Here is a 24,407-nt window from a genome sequence, read left to right on the forward strand (position 1 = left end):
TTTTCCTTAACTTCGGTCGCGTTCCCGAAAATGCAAGGAGCCCCCGCTGCTTGCGGAGGCTCCGAGCATTTTTGCGTCGATAGGTCGCGCCCCGGAGGGCGACGCAATCAGCGTGCGTTGGGCAGGATGACGATTTCCACCCGGCGGTTCTGCTGTTTGCCCTGCGGGGTCAGGTTACTGGCCACCGGCTGGCTTTCGCCGCGACCGAAGGTCTGGACCCGACTTGCCGGCACGCCGTTGGCGTAAAGAACCTGGGCCACCGCATTCGCACGACCTTCGGACAGGGTCTGGTTATACGCCGCATCGCCGTCGCTGTCGGTGTGGCCGATGATCTGCAAAGTGGAGTTTGCATAGACCTGCACGTTTTGGGCCAGCGCCCGGAGATCACCCTGAATGCTGGGCTGAACAGCGGTGCTGTCGGTGGCAAAGGTGATGTCCTGAGGCAGGGTCACGATGAGCCTGTCACCGGTGTTGGTGATCACGACGCGGCTGTCCATCTGGCGGCGCAGCTCGGCCTCCTGCTTGTCCAGCGAGTAGCCGATACCGGCACCAGCCGCGCCGCCCAGGATTGCCCCGGCAAGCGCGCGGTCGCCGCGATTGCCATCATCGGCGGTCAGCGCGCCAAGCACCGCCCCCGAGGCGGCCCCGATCAATGCGCCGTTCTTGGTTTTCTGGTTCGGGTCGTTCGGGCCTGCGCCGAACTGGCCTGGATCCGTGCACGCGCCGAGGGTCAAAGCACCCGCGGCCAGCGCGGCGAGGGAAAGTTTGGAAGAAATCATATCTACTGCCTTTGAGTCTGGGGCCGCGTTCGGGCGCGGCATCTTGATGCAGAGCATATATAGTGCGCACGAGGCCCGCGTTCAGGGCTTATTTCTGATCGGCATCATCCCGCCGATACATGGCTCTCACGCTTCCGCCCGTGCGGCTTCGAATGCCAGCATGGCCCGCTTCACGGGCAGCCCCCAGTGATACCCGCCCAGGCCCCCGGACTTGCGCAATGCCCGGTGGCAGGGGATCAACCAGCTGACCGGATTGCGCCCTACCGCCGTCCCGACAGCGCGAACCGCACGGGGATGCCCCACGGCCTGCGCGATGTCGGTATAGGTCGTGACCTGCCCCGACGGGATGGACAACAGCGCCTCCCAGACCTTGATCTGGAACGGCGCACCAATCAGATAGAGCGGTGCCTTGTCCATCGCGGCCTCTTGCGCACCGAAAGCCGCCAGCACCCAGGGCCGCAGGAATGCGGCATCCTCGACAAAATCGGCCAGCGGCCACCGGCCAACCAGGTCCGCCATCGCCGCATCCTCACCGACTTCGGCAGACAGGGCGAGCCCGCAGATGCCCTTGTCGGTGCCCATCACCAGCGCGGCTCCGAAAGGGCTGTCGAACCAGCCCCAACGGATCGTCAAACCCACCCCGCGGCGGGCGAAATCGCCGGGGCTCATCGCCTCCCACCGCAGGAACATATCGTGCAGACGCCCCGTCCCCGACAGGCCCACATGATGTGCGGCATCTAGGGTGGTGGCATGGTCGCGCAGCATCCGCTTTGCCTGACCCAGCATCAGGTATTGCTGGTATCTCTTGGGCGACACGCCGACCCACCGCGAGAAGATGCGCTGAAAATGTGCGGGCGACATGCCCATATGCGCGGCCAGTGCCTCCAGCGTCAGGGGATCTCGCGAGGCGTCGATCAGGTCGATCGCACGGCGCATGACGCCGAAATGGTAGCCGTCTTCGGCGGAAAGGGATTCTTGATGTGTCATGCTGGCAATCTAATCAGCCCCCGGCGGGCAGGCGACCCGAAACATGCGCCTTTTGCCGCCATGGCTTGCCCCCGGCCCCCTTTCTGCGTCATATGCCGGACATGGCCGAACAGCTCGATTATCATACGATCCGCGAGATTTTCCTGCGCTTTCAGGCAGCAGATCCTGAACCCGAGGGGGAACTGGAGCATACCAACGCCTATACCCTGCTGGTCGCCGTCGCGCTGAGCGCGCAGGCCACCGATGCGGGCGTGAACAAGGCCACCCGCAGCCTTTTCAAGGCGGTGGACACGCCCACAAAAATGGTCGACCTGGGGCTTGATGGGCTGGTCGACCACATCAAGACCATCGGCCTTTTTCGGCAGAAGGCCAAGAATGTCATGAAAATGAGCCAGATTCTCGTCGACGACTACGGTGGCGAAGTGCCGAACTCACGCGCGGCCCTTCAGGGGTTGCCCGGTGTGGGGCGCAAGACGGCGAATGTGGTGTTGAACATGTGGTGGAAACAGCCCGCCCAGGCTGTGGACACTCATATCTTCCGCGTCGGCAACCGGACAGGCATCGCACCGGGTAAAACCGTGGATGTCGTGGAACGGGCCATCGAGGACCATATCCCGGCCGACTTCCAGCTTCACGCCCATCACTGGATGATCCTGCACGGGCGCTACCACTGCAAGGCGCGCAAACCCCTGTGCAAGACCTGCATCATCCGCGATCTCTGCCCTTTTGAGGAAAAGACAATATGAAGACCTATGACCTGGTCGGCATCGGCAACGCCGTTGTGGACGTGATTACCCAATGCGACGACAGCTTTCTGGATCACATGGGGATCGAGAAGGGCATCATGCAGCTGGTGGAACGCGACCGCGGCGAAACCCTGTATGCGGCGATGACGGACCGCGTACAGACGCCCGGCGGATCGGTTGCCAATACCATTGCAGGCGCCGGGGCGCTTGGGATGCAGACCGCCTTTATCGGGCGCGTGCGGGACGATGCACTGGGCCGGTTCTACGCCAGCGCGATGTCAGACCACGGGATCGATTTCGTCAATCCACCGGTCACGGTGGGCGATGTACCGACCTCGCGCAGCATGATCTTTGTGACGGAGGATGGGGAGCGGTCGATGAACACCTACCTCGGCATCTCCACCGGCCTGGGCTCGGGCGATGTGCCGGGCGAGGTGGCGGGCAACGCCAAGATGATGTTCCTCGAAGGGTATCTGTTCGATCAGGATCCGGGAAAGACAGCGTTCCGCGAAGCGGCCCGCGCGACCAAGGCCGGCGGCGGCATGGCCGGCATCGCCATCTCCGACCCGTTCTGCGTCGAACGCCATCGCGCCGATTTCCTGGCTCTGATCGAACATGATCTGGACTATGTGATCGGGAACGAAGCCGAGCTGAAGGCCCTGTTCGAGACCGACGACCTGGAAGACGCCATCGCGCGGACCGCCGCGATCTGTCCGATCGTCGTCTGTACACGGTCGGGCGACGGCGTAACGCTGGTCCGCGGGGGCGAGCGGGTGGACGTACCGGTCAAGAGGGTGACACCGGTCGATGCCACCGGTGCGGGCGACCAGTTTGCTGCAGGGTTTCTGTTTGGGCTCGCCAAAGGTGCAGATCTGGAGACCTGCGGCCGCATGGGCAACCTCTGCGCGGGCGAGGTGATCAGCCATATCGGACCGCGCCCGCAGGCCGACATGCTGTCGCGGTTCCGCGCGGAAGGGTTGCTCTGACCCATGCTCGAAGACGGTCTGCACGACATACCGCCCGGCAAGGTCGCCACGGTGGTCACGCATCTGGAAATGCGAAGCCCACCTGACCCAAGGGCCGTCGATCTGCCCGCCGGAGTTACGTTTGAACGGTTCACACCGGACGTAGCCCGGTACCGCGCGTTGTTCGACCGCGTCGGGCGCGACTGGCTGTGGTTCGAGCGCCGCGTGATGCCCGAGGCCAAGTTACAAGCGATTCTGGAGAACCCTCGCGTGACCTTTCATACCCTGCGCAAGGATGGCGAAGACGCGGCTCTTTTGGAACTCGACTTCCGCGAGGACGATGCCTGCGAACTGGCGTACTTCGGGCTGGCACCCAGCCTGATCGGCAGCGGAGCCGGACGCTATCTGATGAACCGTGCGACCGAACTGGCCTGGAGCGCGCCGATCAGCCGGTTTCACGTACATACCTGTACGCTGGACAGCCCGCAGGCGCTGGGGTTTTACATCCGCAGCGGCTTTGTACCCTGGAAACAGCAGATCGAAATCGCCCCCGATCCGCGCCTGACAGGATACTTGCCCGTGGACGCTGCCCGACACGTGCCGATTTTCGGCTCCAGGTAGGTTTATTTCCGTTCGTCGCGGCACGGCGGCCAATGTCGAATGCGGAACTGATATCCCGGTCTGTGGTCCATTCCAGTCGCTCAACACATCTGCCAGCTCTACCAAAGAAGACATGTCATATTTGACATGTCTTCTTTTGCATTCGGGGGGAGCCGCATCGGCCAAGGGCCGCCGCCGGAGCTGCGGGTGGCTTCAGGACCTTGCACCGCAACCGGTGGCCCGGTTTCCCCCCTTGTCGCACCTCCCCTACGACAAAGGCCGCCCCGTGGGGCGGCCTTTGCTTTACTGTGATCAGGCGCGCCCGTGCGGGCGCATGCCGATCAGTCGGTGATCTTCGACACCACACCCGCGCCGACGGTACGGCCACCTTCACGGATGGCAAAGCGCAGGCCCTGCTCCATCGCGATCGGCGCGATCAGTTCAACGCCAAAGGACACGTTGTCGCCCGGCATCACCATCTCGGTGCCTTCGTTCAGCTGAACCGTACCGGTCACGTCCGTCGTCCGGAAGTAGAACTGCGGACGGTAGTTCGCGAAGAACGGCGTGTGACGGCCACCCTCTTCCTTGGTCAGGATATAGGCTTCGGCTTCGAACTTGGTGTGCGGAGTCACGGAACCGGGCTTGCACAGCACCTGGCCGCGCTCAACGCCGTCACGCTCAACGCCGCGCAGCAGCGCGCCGATGTTGTCGCCCGCTTCACCACGGTCCAGCAGCTTGCGGAACATTTCCACACCCGTGCAGGTCGTCTTCTTGGTGTCGCGGATGCCCACGATCTCGATCTCGTCGCCCACGTTGATCACGCCGCGCTCCACACGACCGGTCACAACCGTACCACGACCGGAGATCGAGAACACGTCCTCCACCGGCATCAGGAACGGCTGGTCCACCGCACGCTCGGGCGTGGGGATGTACTCGTCAACCGCCGCCATCAGCTTCTTGATCGACTCTTCGCCGATCTCGGGGTTGTCGCCGTTCATCGCCGCCAGCGCCGAGCCGGGGATGACGGGGATGTCGTCGCCGGGATAGTCGTAGGACGACAGCAGCTCGCGGATCTCCATCTCGACAAGCTCCAGCAGCTCCTCGTCGTCCACCTGGTCAACCTTGTTCATGTAGACGACCATCGCGGGGATGCCCACCTGGCGGCCCAGCAGGATGTGCTCGCGCGTCTGCGGCATCGGGCCGTCGGCCGCGTTCACCACCAGGATCGCGCCGTCCATCTGCGCCGCACCGGTGATCATGTTCTTGACGTAGTCCGCGTGACCGGGGCAGTCGACGTGCGCGTAGTGACGGTTCTCGGTCTCGTACTCCACGTGCGCGGTCGAAATCGTGATCCCGCGCGCCTTCTCTTCCGGTGCACCGTCGATCTGGTCATACGCACGGAAGTCACCGAAGTACTTCGTGATCGCCGCCGTCAGCGTCGTCTTGCCGTGGTCAACGTGACCAATCGTACCGATGTTGACGTGCGGCTTGTTACGTTCAAACTTTGCCTTTGCCATGGTGTGGCTCCTTCATTTTCATTCAAAACGGTGCGTGGGCAGCACGCACCCTACGGGTTGGTGTAGGGTGCGTGGTCATCCACGCACCGCTGTATCAAGCGAATTTAGCCTGGATTTCGTCCGAGATGTTCTGCGGCACGGCTTCGTAATGTGCGAACTGCATGGTGAAGTTCGCACGCCCCGAAGACATCGACCGCAGGGTGTTGATGTAACCGAACATGTTCGCCAGCGGCACGAAACAGTCGATCGCGATGGCGTTGCCACGTGTGTCCTGACCCTGGACCTGACCGCGACGCGACGTGAGGTCGCCGATGATGCCGCCGGTGTATTCCTCGGGCGTCACCACTTCGACCTTCATGATCGGTTCCAGAAGTTTCGCACCGGCCTTCTTCATGCCTTCACGCATCGCCATACGCGCAGCGATTTCGAAGGCCAGAACGCTGGAGTCCACGTCGTGGAATTTACCGTCGATCAGCGCCACCTTGAAGTCGATCACAGGGAAGCCCGCCAGCGGACCGGAGTCCAGAACCGACTTGATACCCTTCTCCACGCCCGGAATATATTCCTTGGGCACGGCACCACCGACGATACGGCTTTCAAAGGAATAGCCCTCGCCCGGTTCGGTCGGCATCAGGATCATCTTCACCTCGGCAAACTGACCGGACCCACCCGACTGCTTCTTGTGGGTATAGGTGATCTCGGCTTCGCGCGAAATCGTTTCGCGGTAGGCCACCTGCGGTGCACCAATGTTGGCTTCGACCTTGAACTCACGCTTCAGCCGGTCGACGAGAATGTCGAGGTGAAGTTCGCCCATGCCCTTCATGATGGTCTGACCGGACTCAAGGTCGGTCTCGACGCGGAAGGACGGGTCCTCGGCGGCCAGACGGGCCAGACCCTGGGACATCTTCTCCTGGTCGTTCTTGGTCTTCGGCTCGACCGCGATCTCGATCACCGGATCGGGGAAGGTCATGGTCTCCAGAACCACCTGCTCTTTCGGGTCGCACAGCGTGTCGCCCGTGGTGGTGTCCTTCAGACCGGCCAGCGCGATGATGTCGCCGGCAAATGCCTCTTCGATCTCTTCACGGTTGTTGGAGTGCATCATCATCATACGGCCGATGCGCTCTTTCTTGCCCTTGGTCGAGTTCTGAATGGTGTCGCCCTTCTTCAGCACGCCCGAATAGATGCGTGTGAAGGTAAGCGAGCCCACGAAGGGGTCGTTCATGATCTTGAACGCCAGACCCGAGAACGGCATGGAATCGTCCGCGCGGCGCGGGATGTTCCGGGTTTCCGTTTCGTCGTCCGGCGCAAAGCCCATGTAGTCGACCACGTCGAGCGGGCTCGGCAGATAGTCCACAACGGCGTTCAGCAGCGGCTGCACACCCTTGTTCTTGAACGCGGAACCGCCCAGGACCGGAACGAAGGTCAGCGACAGGGTGCCCTTGCGGATCAGCTTCCGCAGGGTCGGCACGTCGGGCTCGTTGCCTTCCAGGTATTCCATCATCGCGTCGTCGTCCATTTCGACGGCGTTCTCGATCAGCTTGGCGCGCCAGTCGTCGGCCAGCTGCTTGAGGCTGTCGCGGATCGGCTGACGGGTCCAGGACGCACCCAGGTCTTCACCTTTCCAGGTCCACTCTTCCATGGTCACAAGGTCGATGATGCCTTCCAGCTCGTTCTCGGCACCGATCGGCATGGCGATCGGGACGGCTTTCGCGCCGGTGCGGTTTTCGATCATCTCGACGCAGTTGAAGAAGTCCGCGCCGATCTTGTCCATCTTGTTGACGAAGACGATGCGCGGCACCTTGTAGCGGTCGGCCTGGCGCCAGACGGTTTCCGTCTGGGGTTCGACACCCGCGTTGGCGTCCAGCACGCAGATGGCGCCGTCAAGCACCGCCAGCGAACGCTCGACCTCGATGGTGAAGTCCACGTGGCCGGGGGTGTCGATAATGTTCATCCGGAACTTGGTGTCGTCGGTACCCTCTTTGGTCGGGTCTTCCTGCCACTGCCAGAATGTGGTGGTCGCAGCGGAGGTGATGGTGATGCCGCGTTCCTGCTCCTGCTCCATCCAGTCCATGGTGGCCGCACCATCGTGAACTTCGCCGATGTTATGGCTTTTGCCGGTGTAGAACAGGATGCGCTCGGAACAAGTGGTCTTACCGGCGTCGATGTGCGCCATGATGCCGAAATTGCGGTAGCGTTGAAGCGGATAGTCGCGTGCCATTGGGAGGTGTCCTCAGAGGTCTTGCGTTAAAGAGAGCCTGGGGCCCGGCGGATCCGGGCCCTGTCTTTGAGTGTCTTACCAGCGGTAGTGGCTGAACGCCTTGTTGGCATCGGCCATCTTGTGAGTGTCTTCGCGCTTTTTCACCGCGGTGCCGCGGGACTGGACGGCGTCCAGCAGTTCGCCGGCAAGACGCTCTTCCATGGTGTTTTCGTTGCGGGCGCGGCTGGCCTTGATCAGCCAGCGGATCGCCAGCGCCTCGCGGCGCTCGGGGCGCACTTCGACCGGGACCTGGTAGGTGGCACCGCCGACGCGGCGCGAACGCACCTCAACGGAAGGTTTGATGTTGTCCAGAGCTTCGTGGAACACCTCGATCGGGGCGCGCTTGATCTTGTCCTCAACGCGGGTCATCGCGTTGTAGACGATGCGCTCGGCGACGGATTTCTTGCCGTCGATCATCAGGTTGTTCATGAATTTGGTCAGGACCAGATCACCGTACTTGGCGTCTGGCAGAACTTCGCGTTTTTCAGCGGCGTGACGGCGTGACATATCTTTGTCTTCCTCTTGGCGGGTGATGCGTAGCGCGGTGCGCGGAAAAAGCGCACCCTACGGGATGGCGGTAGGGTGCGCTTTCATGCGCACCGTGGAAACATTACTTCGGACGCTTTGCACCGTACTTGGAACGGCGCTGCTTGCGGTCCTTGACGCCTTGGGTGTCGAGAACACCACGCAGAATATGGTAACGCACACCGGGAAGGTCTTTCACACGGCCGCCGCGGATCAGAACGACGGAGTGTTCCTGAAGGTTGTGGCTTTCACCGGGAATGTAGCTGATGACCTCGAAGCCGTTCGTCAGGCGCACCTTGGCAACCTTACGCATGGCCGAGTTCGGCTTTTTCGGTGTGGTCGTGTACACGCGGGTACAGACGCCACGCTTTTGCGGGCATTCCTGCAGGTGCATGGACTTGGAGTATTTACGCTTCGGCTGCCGCGGCTTGCGGATCAGCTGTTGGATCGTTGGCATTCCGGATTATCCCCGTTCTGTCTCACATCAGGTGCACGAGGAACACCCCATGCGGTTTCAAATTCAACGCTTTACCTTTGGCAAAGCAAAAACACCGCAACGTTCCCGTACCGAGGCAAACGAGGCGGTGGGGCTACAGAGGACCGGATCAACAGTAGATCGGGTCTTGACCACGTAGGTTATGAATTCGGGCCTGCGGGGGATGCCCCGCGTCCCGGATAGCGCGCGTATATGGCGTCAAGAGCAGGGTGTCAACAGCCCCGGCGCATCCCCTGCGGCATATGCCCGCTTGCCATTGCGGTTTCCCCTCCGTCATATTCGGGGCCAGTCGGGCGACCAGAAGGACAAGACCGGAATGCAGGCCATCGGACTATGCCGCTTTTCTTATCCCGCCTTGGGGGGCTTCCAGGTCGAACATGAGGACATCGAGGAACGGATCGCCTATCTTTACGCCGACGCCCGGCTCGAAGAACGGTTTCAACTGCTCGAAACCGTCGCCCTGCCCTGCCTGCGCGCGCAGACGGACCCCGATTTCAGCCTGATCATCGTGATCGGCGACCAGTTCCCCCAACGCCACGAAAAACGGCTGGAGCGGCTGATAGAGGGTTTGCCACAGGCCCTGATCCACAAGGAACCGCCGCGCAACCAGCGTGAGGTGATGAAGGAGATCCTGAACGAGGCGCGGATCAACCCAAAGGAACCCTGCCTGCAGTTCCGCTATGACGACGACGATGCCGTGTCGGTCGATTTCATCGCAAAGCTGCGCCGCGCGGTAGCGGACACCCAACCCCTCCTCGGTGACAACCGCACGTTTGCCTATGACTGGAACCGCGGCTTCGTGGCCGAGTTTGGCGCGGACGGGATCGCGGCGGTGGACATGTTCCGGCAATTCTACGTCGCCTCGCTGGGCATGTACATCAAGGGCAATTGCAGCCAGACCATCATGAATTTCGCCCACGAAAAGATCCCGCGCTTCATGCCCGCGGTCAGCTTCTCGGACCCTGCGATGTGGGTGCGCAGCCACAACGGCTTCAACGATTCGCGACAAAAGAAGGTCAGACCGGTCCCCGTCGCCCCGCTCACAGCAGAGCAGGAACAGCTGTTCCGCGACAGGTTCGCGATCGACGCGGACCATGTCAGGCGGGTATTCTCAGCCGCCTGACAGCTTCCGTTCGCGGTAGAATGTGAAAACCCCGGTCGCAACGACAATGGCCGCGCCCAGCAAGGTCATCCAGCCGGGCCATTCCCCGAAAACGGACCAGCCCAGGATCAATGCCCAGACGAGCCCGGTGTAGCGAAACGGTGCCGTGAAAGAGACATCGCCGACCCGCATGACCCAGATCGACAGGAAGTAGCCCGCCATAACGAATACGGCCGACCCGATGATCAGCAACCAGACATGCGGCGCGATGGGCACCCACGGCCCGGTCAGCGACACGAGGCCAAATGCCGTCATCACCGACGCCGCCGTGCTCAGCGCGACGGTCATTGACGGGACGGTTGGGGACAGCTGGCGGGTGATCAAGTCGCGGGCGGTGACGCCCAGCATGGCCATCAAAGCATAGACCGACCAGATGTCGAAGCCCGCGGCGCCCGGTTTGACAATCAGCAGCACACCAAAAAATCCGATAAAGATCGCCACGAACCGCCGCCAGCCCACTGCCTCCCGCAGGAACAGGGCAGAGGCCAGCGTAACCGCCAGCGGCACGACCTGCATCACCGCGTTGAGGTTCGCCAACGGCACGTGAAACAGCGCCGTCAGAAAGAAGTACGAGATGGCCACCTCGCTCACCGCGCGTGCGCCGATCAGCAGCCAGTCACGGCGCGCGATGTCGAAATGCATCGTGCCGATCCGGCCCTTCGTCGCCAGCATCAGGGTGCAGGTGATGAGCGAACGCATGAAAATCAGTTGCGCCAGAGGGACCGCGCCGGCGGTCAGTTTCAGCAGTGTGTCATTCAGGGTGAAGGCAGCCATCGAAGCCGTCATCAACAGGGCGCCCAGCAAGGTCGGTGACATCAGAGTCCTCCCAGCATGTCACGGGTCAGCCCCTTGATCTGCAACTTGTTCCTCGTCGCCATGACCTGCCCTTTTCAGAAGGTCAGGGCAAGTCAAAGACATGAAAAAGCCCCCGAAACTCATAGGATTCGGGGGCTTTCCGTTTACTTGGCTGCGGGCAATATCAATCGCGGCTTTCGTCGTCCACGATCACAGTGTCGAAAACGTCACCGCCAACGACATCGCCCTGCGCTTCCGGAGCAGCAAGCCGTGCGGCCTGTTCCGCCTCATCGCGGCGCGCCTCGATGACCACGTTGTCACGGTCCTGTGCAACCTTGCGAATCTGCATGGTCGCACCGCCCGTGCCTGCCGGGATCAACCGGCCCACGATCACGTTCTCCTTCAGACCGACCAGCTTGTCTTTCTTGCCCTGGACCGAAGCCTCGGTCAGGACGCGGGTGGTCTCCTGGAAGGACGCGGCCGAGATGAACGACCGGGTTTGCAGCGACGCCTTCGTGATGCCCAGCAGGATGGGCTCGCCCTTGGCCGGGCGCCCGCCCTTGCTGATCGCCTTCTCGTTGGCCAGATCGAACTCCTGCTTGTCGACGTGTTCGCCCTTGAGCAGCGTGGTTTCGCCAGAATCCTGGACTTCCCACTTCTGCAGCATCTGACGCACGATCACCTCGATGTGCTTGTCGTTGATCTTCACGCCCTGCAGGCGATAGACGTCCTGCACCTCGTCGATCATGTAGTCGGCCAGAGCCTCGACACCCATGATGGCAAGGATGTCATGGGGGGCGGGGTTGCCGTCCATGATGTAGTCACCCTTTTGCACAAAGTCGCCTTCGGCAACGGGGATGTGCTTGCCCTTGGGCACCATGTACTCGACCTTCACATCCGGATCGTCGGCGGATTCGATCGCGATACGGCGCTTGTTCTTGTAGTCCTTGCCGTACCGGACGTAGCCGTCGATTTCCGCGATGATGGCGTGATCCTTCGGGCGGCGTGCCTCGAAGAGTTCGGCCACGCGCGGCAGACCGCCGGTGATGTCCTTGGTCTTGGCACCTTCACGCGGAATACGCGCGATGACGTCGCCGGCCTTTACCTCGTTGCCGTCCTCCACCGACAGAACGGCATCGACGGACATCGGATAGGTCACCGGGTTGCCCGCATCTGTACGGACCGGTTCGCCATCGCCATCGACCAGGATCACTTCCGGCTTCAGCTCGTTCCCTTTCGGCGCCGCGCGCCAGTCGATCACGATCTTCTGCGTCATGCCGGTTGCGTCGTCGGTCTCGTCCTTGACGGCAATGCCGCTGACAAGGTCCACGAACTTGGCCGTGCCCGACTTCTCCGCGATGATCGGCAGAGTGTAGGGATCCCATTCGATCAGCTTGGCGCCGCGCTCGACCTTTTGACCGTCCTTGACGAAAAGCGTGGTGCCATACCCGATCTTGTGGCTGGCGCGCTCGACGTCATCGTCGCCGACGATCCGCAGTTTCATGTTCCGGCCCATCACGATCACGTCGCCATTGGCGTTCTCGATCGTCTGTGCGCCTTCGAACACGACCTTGCCCTCTTGCGATGCTTCGAGGAAGGACTGCTGACCACCCTGGGCAACGCCGCCGATGTGGAAGGTCCGCATCGTCAGCTGTGTACCGGGTTCGCCGATGGATTGCGCGGCGATGATACCGACCGCTTCACCCTGGTTGACCAGCGTACCGCGTGCGAGGTCACGGCCATAGCACATGGCGCAGACGCCCTCTTCGGCCTCGCAGGTCAGGGGCGAACGGATGCGGGCGGATTGAACCGCCGCTTCGTCCACTAGATCCGCCATGCGTTCGTCGACCACCGCACCCGCGGGCACCAGCACCTCGTCGGTACCTGGCTTGAGGATGTCGTCCGCAGCGACACGACCAAGCAGACGTTCCGCCAGCGAGGACACGACCTCACCGTCGTTGACCGCCGCTTCGGCAGTGATCGCGGCTTCGGTTCCGCAGTCGTGCATGCGCACGATGCAGTCCTGCGCCACGTCCACCAGACGGCGGGTCAGATAGCCCGAGTTCGCAGTTTTCAGAGCCGTATCCGACAGACCCTTCCGCGCACCGTGAGTCGAGTTGAAGTATTCAAGAACGGTCAGACCTTCCTTGAAGTTCGAGATGATCGGCGTCTCGATGATGTCGCCGTTCGGTTTGGCCATCAGGCCGCGCATACCGCCCAGCTGCTTCATCTGCGTGACCGAGCCACGTGCGCCGGAGTGGGCCATCATGTAGACCGAGTTCGGTTCCATCACCGCACCGCTGTCATCCAGCCGCTCGGCAGAGATCGAGCCCATCATGGCCTCAGTCACCTTGTCGTTACACTTCGACCAGGCGTCGACAACCTTGTTGTACTTTTCACCCTGTGTGATCAGGCCGTCCATGTACTGCTGTTCGAAATCCTTGACCTGCTCGCGGGTCTCGTCAACGAGGCCCCACTTGCTGTCGGGGATCAGCATGTCGTCCTTGCCGAACGAAATGCCCGCCTTGAACGCTTCGCGGAAGCCCATGGTCATGATCTGGTCACAGAAGATGACCGATTCCTTCTGACCGCAGTAACGGTAGACGGTGTCGATGACCTGCTGCACTTCCTTCTTGCGCAGCAGACGGTTGACCAGATCGAAAGGTGCCTTGGCGTTCAGCGGCAGCAACGCGCCCAGACGGACACGACCGGGGGTCGTGTCAAAGCGCATCATGACCTCGTTGCCCTCGTTGTCGATCTGCTTGATCCGGGCCTTGATCTTCGTGTGCAGGTGGACCTCGCCCGCGTCGAGCGCATGCTGCACCTCGTCCACGGTGCCAAAGATCTTGCCTTCGCCCTTCATGCCCGCGCGTTCCAGCGTGGTATAGTAGAGACCGAGGATCATATCCTGCGACGGCACGATGATCGGCGCGCCGTTGGCGGGCGACAGCACGTTGTTCGTGGACATCATCAGAACGCGCGCTTCCAGCTGGGCTTCCAGCGAAAGCGGCACGTGAACTGCCATCTGGTCGCCGTCGAAGTCGGCGTTGAAGGCCGAACAGACCAGCGGGTGCAGCTGAATAGCCTTGCCTTCGATCAGCACGGGCTCGAACGCCTGAATGCCAAGACGGTGCAGCGTGGGCGCCCGGTTCAGCATGACGGGGTGTTCGCGGATGACTTCATCCAGGATGTCCCAGACCTCGGGACGTTCCTTTTCCACCAGCTTCTTCGCCTGCTTCACGGTGGAGGACAGTCCTTTGGCCTCCAGACGCGAGTAGATGAACGGTTTGAACAGCTCCAGCGCCATCTTCTTGGGCAGACCGCATTGGTGCAGCTTCAGCTCGGGGCCGGTCACGATGACCGAACGACCGGAGAAGTCGACGCGCTTACCCAGAAGGTTCTGACGGAAACGGCCCTGTTTGCCTTTCAGCATGTCGCTGAGCGATTTCAGCGGGCGCTTGTTGGCACCCGTGATCACGCGACCACGGCGGCCGTTGTCAAACAGCGCATCGACGGATTCCTGCAGCATCCGCTTTTCGTTGCGCACGATGATGTCTGGCGCGCGCAGCTCGATCAGGCGCTTGAGACGGTTGTTGCGGTTGATGACGCGGCGATACAGATCGTTGAGATCCGAGGTCGCGAAGCGACCGCCGTCCAGCGGCACCAGCGGGCGCAGTTCCGGCGGGATCACCGGAATGACGGTCATCACCATCCACTCGGGGCGGTTGCCCGATTCAAGGAAGCTTTCCACGACCTTCAGACGCTTGATGATCTTCTTCGGCTTCAGCTCGCCCGTGGCTTCCTTCAGCTCTTCACGCAGCTGATCGGCCTCGGCTTCGAGGTCGATCGCTGCCAGCATCTCACGGATGGCTTCGGCGCCGATATTCGCGGTAAACGCGTCCATGCCGTAGGCATCCTGCGCGTCCATATACTCTTCCTCGGTCATCATCTGACCGTAGGTGAGGTCCGTCAGGCCCGGTTCGATCACCACGTAGTTCTCGAAGTAGAGAACCCGCTCAAGATCGCGCAGGGTCATGTCCAGCATCAGGCCGATGCGGGACGGCAGCGATTTCAGGAACCAGATATGCGCGACGGGCGAGGCCAGTTCGATGTGGCCCATGCGCTCGCGGCGGACCTTCTGCAGCGTCACTTCAACGCCGCATTTCTCGCAGACGACGCCGCGGTATTTCATGCGCTTGTATTTGCCGCACAGGCATTCGTAATCCTTGATCGGGCCAAAGATACGCGCGCAGAACAGGCCGTCACGCTCTGGCTTGAACGTGCGGTAGTTGATGGTTTCGGGCTTCTTGATCTCACCGAAAGACCACGACAGGATACGCTCGGGCGATGCCAGAGAGACCTTGATCTCATCGAACACCTTGGGCGGTGTCAGCGGGTTGAACGGGTTGTTTGTCAGTTCCTGGTTCATTCTATTTCCTCATGTGTCAGAGGGTGCGGGGGAGGGTTGGGCGGAAGGTGCGCTGTCAATGCACACCCTTCGTAGGGTGTGCACGTGTTGCGCACCGTTCTTTCGCGCCTACTCGTCCTCCTCCGCATCCAGGAGTTCCATGTTGAGACCCAGACCACGGACCTCTTTGACCAGAACGTTGAACGATTCCGGGATACCGGCTTCGAAATTGTCCTCGCCCTTGACGATGCTCTCATAGACCTTGGTGCGGCCCGCGACGTCGTCCGACTTGACAGTGAGCATTTCCTGCAGGGTGTATGCAGCGCCGTACGCTTCCAGCGCCCAGACCTCCATCTCCCCGAAACGCTGACCACCGAACTGCGCCTTACCACCGAGCGGCTGCTGAGTGACGAGCGAGTACGGCCCGGTCGAACGCGCGTGGATCTTGTCGTCCACCAGGTGGTGCAGCTTGAGCAGATACTTGACGCCCACGGTGACGGGGCGCGCGAACTGCTCGCCGGTGCGACCGTCGAACAGGATCGACTGCCCGGAAGAGTTGAACCCGGCACGCACCAGGGCGTCGTTCACATCCGCTTCCTTGGCCCCGTCGAAGACCGGCGTCGCGATCGGCACACCGCGCGTCACGTTGCCCGCCGCTTCGATCAGCGTGTCCTCGTCCATGCTTTCGATACCTTCCGCATAGACGTTCTCGCCGTAGGCGTGGCTCATCGCCTCGCGCACCGGGGTCAGATCGCCCGACCGGCGGTATTCCTGCAGCGCCTCGTCGACATTGATCCCCAGGCCGCGCGCGGCCCAGCCCATGTGCGTCTCAAGGATCTGACCGACGTTCATACGCGACGGCACACCCAGCGGGTTGAGACAGAAGTCGACCGGGGTACCATCCGCGAGGAACGGCATGTCCTCCATCGGCACCACTTTCGAAATCACACCCTTGTTCCCGTGACGGCCGGCCATCTTGTCGCCCGGCTGCAGCTTGCGCTTCACCGCGACAAAGACCTTGACCATCTTCATCACGCCTGGGGGCAGATCGTCGCCGCGACGCACTTTCTCGACCTTGTCCTCGAACCGCGCATTCAGAGCCCGCTTCTGGATCTCGTACTGCTCGTTCAGGGCCTCCACGATCTTGGCGTCGTCCTCGTCCTCAAGGGCAAGCTGCCACCATTGGCCGCGGGTCAGCTGGTCGTCCAGCAGCTCCTCGGTGATCTGGCTGTTCGCTCTTACGCCCTTCGGACCTTTGACCGCGACCTTGCCCAGGATCATCTCGCGCAGACGCGCATAGATGTTGCGGTCAAGGATCGCCAGCTCGTCATCCCGGTCACGGGCCAGACGCTCGACTTCCTCGCGTTCGATCTGCAGGGCGCGTTCGTCCTTCTCAACGCCGTGGCGGTTGAAGACGCGCACCTCGACGACAGTGCCGAAGTCGCCCGGCTTGACCCGAAGCGAGGTATCGCGGACGTCAGACGCTTTCTCGCCAAAGATGGCGCGCAGCAGCTTCTCTTCCGGCGTCATCGGGCTTTCGCCCTTGGGGGTGATCTTGCCCACCAGAATATCGCCCGGCTCCACGTCGGCACCGATATAGACGATACCCGCCTCGTCGAGGTTGCGCAGAGCTTCCTCGCCGACGTTGGGAATGTCGCGGGTGATCTCTTCCGGCCCCAGCTTCGTATCACGCGCGGCGACCTCGAATTCCTCGATGTGAATCGAGGTAAAGACGTCGTCACGGGAAATCCGCTCGGAAATCAGGATCGAGTCCTCGTAGTTGTAGCCGTTCCACGGCATGAAGGCGACGACTACGTTCTTGCCCAGCGCCAGTTCACCCATATCGGTGGACGGGCCATCCGCGATCACCTGCCCCTTGGTCACAGTCTCGCCCACCTTCACCAGCGGACGCTGGTTGATGCAGGTGTTCTGGTTGGACCGCTGGAACTTGCGCATGCGGTAGATGTCCACCCCGGCGTCGCCCAGCTCCAGGTCCTCGGTGGCCCGGATCACGATGCGGCTTGCATCGACCTGGTCAATGATGCCGGCACGCCGGGCCATGTAGGCAGCACCGGAGTCCCGCGCGACAACCTCTTCGATGCCGGTGCCGACAAGCGGTGCCTCGGCCTGCAGCAGCGGCACGGCCTGACGTTGCATGTTCGACCCCATCAGGGCGCGGTTGGCGTCGTCATTCTCCAGGAACGGAATGAGCGAGGCAGCCACAGAGACCAGCTGTTTCGGGCTGACGTCGATCAGATCGACGCTCTCCGTCGGGGCCAGCGTATAATCACCGGACTGACGGGTATTGACCATCTCGTTGGTGAATTTGCCGTTTTCATCGAGCGACGCGTTGGCCTGGGCCACGGTGTGGCGCATCTCTTCGGTCGCGGACATGTAGTGGACCTCGTCGGTCACTGCACTGTCCTTCACCACCCGGTAGGGTGTCTCGATAAAGCCGTACTTGTTCACGCGTGCGAAGGTGGCCAGCGAGTTGATCAGACCGATGTTCGGACCTTCCGGCGTTTCAATCGGGCACATCCGACCGTAGTGGGTCGGGTGAACGTCGCGCACCTCGAAGCCCGCGCGCTCGCGCGTCAGGCCGCCCGGCCCAAGCGCCGAAAGGCGGCGTTTGTGGGTGACTTCCGACAGCGGGTTGGTCTGGTCCATGAACTGCGACAACTGCGAAGACCCGAAGAATTCCCGCACGGAGGCGGCGGCAGGTTTCGCGTTGATCAGGTCCTGCGGCATGACGGTGTCGATTTCGACCGAAGACATGCGCTCCTTGATCGCACGCTCCATGCGCAGCAGGCCGACGCGGTACTGGTTTTCCATCAGCTCGCCGACAGACCGCACCCGGCGGTTGCCGAGGTGGTCGATATCGTCGATGTCGCCGCGCCCATCACGCAGGTCCACGAGCGCCTTGATGCAGGCGACGATGTCTTCGCGGCGCAGGGTGCGCACGGTGTCTTCGGCATCCAGGTCCAGACGCATGTTCATCTTGACCCGGCCCACGGCCGAAAGGTCGTAGCGTTCAGAGTCGAAGAACAGCGTGTCGAACAGCGCCGAAGCGGCTTCCACGGTGGGCGGCTCGCCCGGGCGCATGACGCGGTAGATATCCATGAGCGCCGTGTCGCGGTTCATGTTCTTGTCCTGCGCCATGGTATTGCGCATGTACGGACCGACGTTGATGTTGTCGATGTCCAGCAGCGGAATCTCGGTGACGCCTGCGTCAATCAGCTCTTTTGCAGTCCCGCCGATCAGCGTGCCGTCCTTGTCATATTCCAGCGTCAACTCATCCCCGGCTTCCACGTAGATCGCGCCGGTTTCTTCGTTGATGATGTCGCGGGCGACGAACTTGCCATTGATGTGGTCGAACGGCAGCAGCAGCTCCTTGACCGTGCCCTCGTCGATCAGCTTTTTCACTGCCCGCGGGGTAACTTTCTTGCCGGATTCGAACAGAACTTCGCCGGAAGCCGCGTCAACGACGTCATACGTCGGGCGGGTACCGCGCACACGCTCGGGGAAGAACGGCGCGACCCAGCCTTTGTTCTTCTGCAGGGTGTAGGTGATTGTATCGTAATAGGCATTCATGATGCCTTCCTGGTCGAGCCCCAGGGCATACAGCAGGGTTGTCACCGGCAGCTTGCGGCGGCGGTCGATACGGGCAAAAACAATGTCCTTGGCGTCGAATTCGAAATCCAGCCAGGAGCCGCGGTAGGGAATGATCCGGCAGGCGAACAGAAGCTTGCCCGAAGAATGCGTCTTGCCCTTGTCATGGTCAAAGAACACGCCCGGCGAGCGGTGCATCTGCGAAACGATCACACGTTCGGTGCCGTTCACGATGAACGTCCCGTTCGGCGTCATCAAGGGCATGTCGCCCATGAAGACGTCTTGTTCCTTGATGTCCTTGACCGATTTCGCACCGGTATCCTCGTCCACATCGAATACGATCAGGCGCAGCGTCACCTTCAGCGGCGCCGAATAGGTCATGTCGCGCTGCTGGCATTCATCGACGTCGTACTTGGGCTTTTCCAGCTCGTATTTGACATATTCCAGAACCGAGGTTTCGTTGAAGTCCTTGATCGGAAAGACCGATTGGAAAACACCCATGATCCCCTCACCATCGGTGGGGTTTTCGGCGTCGCCGGAATTCAGGAAAAGGTCATAAGAAGATTTCTGAACCTCAATAAGGTTCGGCATTTCCAGCACTTCGCGGATTTTGCCATAATATTTACGCAGACGTTTCTGGCCAAGGAAGGATTGTGCCATGTGTCGTGTCACCTTTCGATTCTCTCACCAAGCGCGTCCTCACCGGGGCCGTGAGGCGCTGCTTTAAGAGCGGAGTGTTCCGGTCAATGCTGGGATGCGTCCCACCGCATCCCTTCCGACCTATGTACCTCTCCAGAAGGACGCTTTCGTGAAAGCACCCTTCAAGACAGGTTTGGCTGGACAGGACAAATGCCCCGTCCAGCCAATGTTCCTACGGGACATACCGAAGTCTGAAAAACTCCAGCCCGATCCTGTCGCAAGGACCGGTACCCGTGGCGACCTATCAGGCCAGCTCGACTTCCGCGCCTGCGGCTTCCAGCTTGCCCTTGATGTCTTCTGCTTCTGCTTTGTCGACACCTTCTTTGATCTTGCCGCCGGCTTCGACCAGGTCCTTGGCTTCTTTCAGGCCCAGACCGGTGATGCCGCGCACTTCCTTGATCACGTTGATCTTGGATGCGCCCGCGTTCTTCAGAACGACGTCAAATTCGGTTTTCTCTTCTTCAGCAGCGCCACCACCGTCGGCGGGGCCGGCCATCATCACTGCGCCGCCTGCTGCGGGCTCGATGCCGTACTCGTCCTTCAGGATGGTTTTCAGTTCTTGTGCTTCCAGCAGGGTCAGACCAACGATCTCTTCTGCCAGTTTCTTCAGATCAGCCATGTTCAGCTCTTTCCGTTAACGATATGTGTGTTCCAACGTGTTGTTTCAACCAGCACGCCGATAAGACGAATTGCTTACGCAGCCTTGTCCTCGATGGTGGACAGGATGGATGCGATATTGCTTGCAGGTGCGCCAATGGCCCCGGCGATGTTCGATGCAGGTGCGCCCAGCATGCCCGCGATGGTGGAGATAAGCTCCTCCCGCGAAGGCATCTTGGACACGGATTCCACACCGGCCACGTCGAGTGCGTTCTCACCCATTGCGCCGCCAAGGATCACGAACTTTTGGTTCTCCTTGGCGAATTCCTGAGCAACCTTGGCCGCAGCCACGGGATCCTCGGAATAGGTCAGAACGGTCATGCCCGTCAGAAGGTCCGCGATGCTTGCGCAGGGCTTTCCTTCAAGGGCGATCTTGGCGAGCCTGTTCTTGGCAACACGCACGGCCCCGCCAGCGTTACGAGCACGCGCGCGAAGGTCCTGCATTTCAGCAACTGTCAGACCGGTGTAGTGGGCGACCACGACAACGCCAGAGCTTTCAAAGATCTGGCCGAGCTCGTCGACCAACTGTTCTTTTTGTGCTCTATCCACAGTTTCACTCCAGTAAGGGAGGGTTGCCCCTCCGGCTCAGTTTTGCCGGGACTGTTGGGCCCCGACTTTCGGGTCCTTACGGGGGCCGGACGGGTTGCCGCGGAGGCCCAGACGGGCTGTCCGAAGAAAATCTGCCGTTTCCCGTCTCAGGCAGGAATTATGTTGAAGAAAACCCCAACACCCACCGTCTCGGACGAAAAGCACAAAAGCGCGACGAATCGCGCTTTGTACCTGAGGGGGTGGATAAACGCTTGACGAGGTATTTCCAACCCCCAAACAACAGCCAATTCGGACTTTGGTAACAGAGCGCCGCGGTCGGGGGCCACCCCCTTCCTACAGATCACCCCGCGTGGCCCTAGGGCCGTTCAGGTTCGAGACCGGAGATGCCCGCAAACATGACGATAATTGCGGACCCTGTCCACACCAGGGCCGAACGCCACCAAACTGCCACGGCTCCTTGCAATCACGTTTCGCGATGCAAAAAGGGCGGTGACATCGCCACCGCCCCTTTTCAACCGTTTCTGACCTGAAAATCAGGCCTGATCTGTCATCGCGTCGTCGACGGCGACCGAAATACCCGGACCCATTGTAGAGCTCAGGTTGATCTTCTTCATATAGGTGCCCTTGGCGCCTGCCGGCTTGGCCTTGGCCACCGCGCCCACGAAAGCCCGGATGTTCTCGGCCAGCTTGACTTCGTCGAAGCTCAGCTTGCCGATGCCGGCATGCACGACGCCACCTTTCTCGGCCTTGAACTGAACCTGGCCACCCTTGGCGGCCTCGACGGCCTCCTTGACGTCCATGGTCACTGTGCCGACCTTGGGGTTCGGCATCAGGTTGCGCGGACCCAGGACCTTGCCCAGACGGCCGACGATCGGCATCATGTCAGGTGTCGCGATGCAACGATCGAACTCGATCTTGCCGGACTGCACGGTTTCCATCAGGTCTTCGGCACCGACGATGTCCGCCCCGGCGGCCTGTGCCTCTTCGGCCTTGGGGCCGCGGGCGAAGACGGCGACGCGCATGGTCTTGCCGGTGCCGTTGGGCAGGCCAACAACGCCGCGCACCATCTGGTCCGCATGGCGCGGGTCGACGCCGAGGTTCATCGCGATCTCCATGGTCTCGTCGAACTTGACCTTGGAGTTGCTCTTGATCAGCGCGACGGCCTCTTCGACGGTCACATCATCCTTGCCGGCGAATGCTTCGCGGGCGGCGGCAGTACGTTTTGCAAGCTTTGCCATCTTACTTCACCTCGATGCCCATGGACTTCGCCGAGCCCAGAATGATCTTCATTGCCGCTTCGACGTCGTTCGCGCTGAGGTCTGCGGCCTTGGCTTCCGCGATCTCGCGAAGCTGCTTGGTCGTGACGGTGCCGACGGTCTCACGGCTGGGCGTCTTGGCGCCGGAGTTCACCTTGGCAGCTTTCTTCAGGTAGTAGGACGCCGGGGGCGTCTTGATGTCCATGGTAAAGGACTTGTCCTGATAGTAGCTGATCACGGTCGGGCACGGCGCGCCGGGCTCCATGTCCGCTGTCTTGGCGTTGAACGCCTTGCAGAATTCCATGATGTTGATGCCGCGCTGACCCAGTGCAGGGCCCACGGGCGGGGACGGGTTGGCTTGCCCCGCCTTGACTTGCAACTTCATCGTACCGACGAGTTTCTTGGCCATTGGCCTTCTCCTTTGTTGTCGGCGGGTTCATGACCCACCCTTCCGGACCGCGACGCGTCACGGCCCACTTGCGAGCGTGGTATGGATCGTGACGCGCGCGCCGCTTTCCTCCCACAGACGAACGGCCCTTTCAGACCGTAGGCGAGGCATGGCCCCGCCTTGCACACTCAGGCCTGTTTGTTGACCTGTGTGAATTCCAGTTCGACCGGGGTTTCCCGGCCAAAGATCGACACCGACACCTTGAGACGCTGGTTCTCGTCGTCCACCTCTTCGATCATGCCGTCGAAATCCTCGAACGGGCCATCGGCCACCTTGACCTTTTCGCCCACCTCGAAGTGGATAAGGGTCCGCGGCGCTTCCTCGCCCTCCTGGACGCGCCCCAGGATCGCCTGAACCTCGGCATCGCGCATCGGCATCGGGCGCCCCTGCGGCCCCAGAAACCCGGTTACCCGGTTGATCGAATTGATCAGGTGGTATCCCTTGTCGGACATTTCCATGTGAACAAGAACGTAACCGGGCATAAAGCGGCGCTCTGCCGTCACCTTCTTGCCCCGGCGCACTTCGATCACCTCTTCGGTGGGGACCAGCACCTCGTCGATCTGATCCTCCAGGCCCTGCTCTTCGGCAGAGGTGCGAATCTGTTCGGCGATCTTCTTCTCGAAGTTCGACAGCACACTGACCGAATACCACCGTTTTGCCATCTGAACGCTCGTCCCTGTCTTGCGCGGCGCGTGCCGCCTTGTGCGTAAATCTCTTGCGCCGCTCCGGACGCGCCTGACGAATCCTGAACAAAAAATCGGCGCGCAACTCGAATCGCCGCGCGCCCGTTTCAGGTCAGACCTGCGCAATAACGCGCAAGCGAAGGTCTTTCAAGGGAGGATTGCGAAATTCGCGACGCGCAGCAGGCGACCGCGGGCCTAGCTGAACATCCCCAGGATGCCCTGCAGCCCACCCCGGATCAGGATGTCGACGACAGCGAAAAACACGGCTGTCAGCGCCGCGAGGATGAACACCATCACCGTGGTCAACAGCACTTCGCGGCGGGTGGGCCATACAACCTTGGCCACCTCGGCACGCACCTGCTGAATGAACTGGAGGGGGTTGGTGGTGGCCATCTGAACGATCCTAACGCTTGTCTGCCCGAAGCATCTAAAGGGTGCGCGAGCCGGATTCAAGGCGTAACCCGCGCCCGCCCCGGCGAAGGATCAGGCTTCGTGCTCGCGCATTTCGGACAGGCGCCTGTTAACGGCGGCGTCGTGCCTTTTGTCGGCTTCGGCCAGATCCCCGAAATCCGGCAGGTAGAGACCATCGACCGAGCCTTCCGGGAACCGGTCCAGTATGGCGTCCCACTTCATTGCAAAGTCATCCAGCCTACGGTGCATCTCAACCGCGCGGGAGGGGTTTCGACGGGCGTACCACCGCGCGAGCCCCATGGCCCGGCGCCAGAATCCGTCGTATCCAAGGATCAGAAAGACACCGACCATGACGAACAGGCCCAGCAACGCGATGCCAAGCACCAGCCACGGCCGGAACACCAGCAACAGCACGGCGGTGCCGATCACGATGTGGCGCCCTGTCGGACGATAGCCTGTTACCGCCGCCTTGAACCTGGCTAGCGTTTCGTTTTCGCCTCGTGTCCGATCGCCTTTCCGACCGGCCCTCGCGGGCGCGGCGGAAGCCGGCTGCGCCTCGGGCCGGGCGATGACCTGCTGCTCAAGAATCGCGCGTTTGCTCGTCCCCTGCGCCGCAGGTTGCGGCTGGGACTGCGTCTGTCGTTCCGAAACCGGCGCCTCCGCCTGCTCCGCCGCGCGCGCTTCGCCCGCCAGCAGGTCGCGGATCGCGGCCAGTGATCCCGGATCCAGCTCCGCCTGCACGGGTTCGGCCTGCGCCGACCGGTCCTCGGATGAAATATCTGTTGATCGCTCGCTTGCAGTCGTCATTGTCGCATCTCTCAGCCAGTTATGGCGTCGCTAACGCTTCAATCAGACTCT

General features: G+C 61.5%; 20 protein-coding genes. 4 read left to right on the forward strand and 16 right to left on the reverse strand.

What is annotated here, in order from left to right:
* Positions 1-107: 107 nt before the first annotated feature.
* Both FIU94_RS03645 and FIU94_RS03650 read right to left on the reverse strand, forming a co-directional pair.
* Positions 108-779: an OmpA family protein gene (locus FIU94_RS03645; protein ID WP_152464483.1), complete on the reverse strand. Its 672-nt coding sequence runs from the start codon at positions 777-779 to the stop codon at positions 108-110.
* Between the two features lie 126 nt (positions 780-905).
* A complete protein-coding gene (locus FIU94_RS03650; RefSeq protein WP_152464484.1) occupies positions 906-1,766 on the reverse strand; it encodes a bifunctional helix-turn-helix domain-containing protein/methylated-DNA--[protein]-cysteine S-methyltransferase in 861 nt (286 codons plus the stop codon).
* 101 nt (positions 1,767-1,867) lie between these two features.
* On the opposite strand from FIU94_RS03650, the gene nth reads away from it, so the two are divergent.
* The 3 genes from nth to FIU94_RS03665 are packed head-to-tail and all read left to right on the forward strand — an operon-like array spanning position 1,868 to position 4,098.
* A complete protein-coding gene (gene nth / locus FIU94_RS03655; RefSeq protein WP_152464485.1) occupies positions 1,868-2,512 on the forward strand; it encodes an endonuclease III in 645 nt (214 codons plus the stop codon).
* Positions 2,509-3,498 carry an adenosine kinase gene (locus FIU94_RS03660; RefSeq protein WP_152464486.1) on the forward strand — a complete coding sequence of 330 codons (990 nt, stop codon included), beginning with the start codon at positions 2,509-2,511 and terminating at the stop codon, positions 3,496-3,498. The genes nth and FIU94_RS03660 overlap by 4 nt, the downstream gene beginning before the upstream one ends.
* 3 nt (positions 3,499-3,501) lie before the next feature.
* Positions 3,502-4,098, forward strand: a complete 597-nt coding sequence (locus FIU94_RS03665; protein ID WP_152464487.1) for a GNAT family N-acetyltransferase — start codon at positions 3,502-3,504, stop codon at positions 4,096-4,098.
* Positions 4,099-4,418: 320 nt separating this feature from the next.
* Here the strand turns inward: FIU94_RS03665 and tuf are convergent, their stop codons facing one another.
* The 4 genes from tuf to rpsL form a co-directional block, all read right to left on the reverse strand.
* Positions 4,419-5,594, reverse strand: coding sequence for an elongation factor Tu (gene tuf / locus FIU94_RS03670; protein WP_152464488.1), 1,176 nt, complete (start codon positions 5,592-5,594; stop codon positions 4,419-4,421).
* A 94-nt stretch (positions 5,595-5,688) separates the two neighbouring features.
* Positions 5,689-7,812, reverse strand: coding sequence for an elongation factor G (gene fusA / locus FIU94_RS03675; protein WP_152464489.1), 2,124 nt, complete (start codon positions 7,810-7,812; stop codon positions 5,689-5,691).
* 75 nt (positions 7,813-7,887) lie between these two features.
* Positions 7,888-8,358 carry a 30S ribosomal protein S7 gene (gene rpsG / locus FIU94_RS03680; RefSeq protein WP_067928015.1) on the reverse strand — a complete coding sequence of 157 codons (471 nt, stop codon included), beginning with the start codon at positions 8,356-8,358 and terminating at the stop codon, positions 7,888-7,890.
* A 103-nt stretch (positions 8,359-8,461) separates the two neighbouring features.
* On the reverse strand, positions 8,462-8,833 hold the full coding sequence (gene rpsL / locus FIU94_RS03685; RefSeq protein WP_025063456.1) for a 30S ribosomal protein S12: 372 nt from the start codon (positions 8,831-8,833) through the stop codon (positions 8,462-8,464).
* Positions 8,834-9,188: 355 nt separating this feature from the next.
* Here rpsL and FIU94_RS03690 point away from each other — a divergent pair, with 355 nt between their 5' ends.
* Complete coding sequence (locus tag FIU94_RS03690; protein WP_152464490.1) at positions 9,189-9,995, forward strand: putative rhamnosyl transferase; 807 nt, start codon at positions 9,189-9,191, stop codon at positions 9,993-9,995.
* Here the strand turns inward: FIU94_RS03690 and FIU94_RS03695 are convergent.
* The 10 genes from FIU94_RS03695 to FIU94_RS03740 form a co-directional block, all read right to left on the reverse strand.
* Positions 9,984-10,850, reverse strand: coding sequence for a DMT family transporter (locus FIU94_RS03695; RefSeq protein WP_152464491.1), 867 nt, complete (start codon positions 10,848-10,850; stop codon positions 9,984-9,986). The genes FIU94_RS03690 and FIU94_RS03695 overlap by 12 nt on opposite strands.
* Before the next feature lie 163 nt (positions 10,851-11,013).
* On the reverse strand, positions 11,014-15,258 hold the full coding sequence (rpoC, locus tag FIU94_RS03700) for a DNA-directed RNA polymerase subunit beta' (protein WP_152464492.1): 4,245 nt from the start codon (positions 15,256-15,258) through the stop codon (positions 11,014-11,016).
* A 108-nt stretch (positions 15,259-15,366) separates the two neighbouring features.
* Positions 15,367-19,506: a DNA-directed RNA polymerase subunit beta gene (rpoB, locus tag FIU94_RS03705; protein WP_152464493.1), complete on the reverse strand. Its 4,140-nt coding sequence runs from the start codon at positions 19,504-19,506 to the stop codon at positions 15,367-15,369.
* A gap of 283 nt (positions 19,507-19,789) precedes the next feature.
* Entirely contained in the window at positions 19,790-20,164 is a 375-nt protein-coding gene (gene rplL, locus FIU94_RS03710; protein ID WP_152464494.1) for a 50S ribosomal protein L7/L12, read from the reverse strand.
* 74 nt (positions 20,165-20,238) lie between these two features.
* Complete coding sequence (gene rplJ, locus FIU94_RS03715; RefSeq protein WP_152464495.1) at positions 20,239-20,751, reverse strand: 50S ribosomal protein L10; 513 nt, start codon at positions 20,749-20,751, stop codon at positions 20,239-20,241.
* 533 nt (positions 20,752-21,284) lie between these two features.
* On the reverse strand, positions 21,285-21,989 hold the full coding sequence (rplA, locus tag FIU94_RS03720; protein WP_152464496.1) for a 50S ribosomal protein L1: 705 nt from the start codon (positions 21,987-21,989) through the stop codon (positions 21,285-21,287).
* A gap of 1 nt (position 21,990) precedes the next feature.
* Positions 21,991-22,416, reverse strand: a complete 426-nt coding sequence (gene rplK, locus FIU94_RS03725) for a 50S ribosomal protein L11 (protein WP_067267940.1) — start codon at positions 22,414-22,416, stop codon at positions 21,991-21,993.
* 167 nt (positions 22,417-22,583) lie between these two features.
* Positions 22,584-23,117 carry a transcription termination/antitermination protein NusG gene (gene nusG, locus FIU94_RS03730; RefSeq protein ID WP_152464497.1) on the reverse strand — a complete coding sequence of 178 codons (534 nt, stop codon included), beginning with the start codon at positions 23,115-23,117 and terminating at the stop codon, positions 22,584-22,586.
* 216 nt (positions 23,118-23,333) lie between these two features.
* Positions 23,334-23,531, reverse strand: a complete 198-nt coding sequence (gene secE / locus FIU94_RS03735; RefSeq protein WP_152464498.1) for a preprotein translocase subunit SecE — start codon at positions 23,529-23,531, stop codon at positions 23,334-23,336.
* 90 nt (positions 23,532-23,621) lie between these two features.
* Positions 23,622-24,356 (reverse strand): hypothetical protein, encoded by a 735-nt coding sequence (locus FIU94_RS03740; RefSeq protein ID WP_152464499.1) that lies wholly within the window; start codon positions 24,354-24,356, stop codon positions 23,622-23,624.
* Positions 24,357-24,407 lie beyond the last annotated feature (51 nt).

This window comes from Sulfitobacter sp. THAF37 (genome assembly GCF_009363555.1).
GTDB lineage: Bacteria > Pseudomonadota > Alphaproteobacteria > Rhodobacterales > Rhodobacteraceae > Sulfitobacter.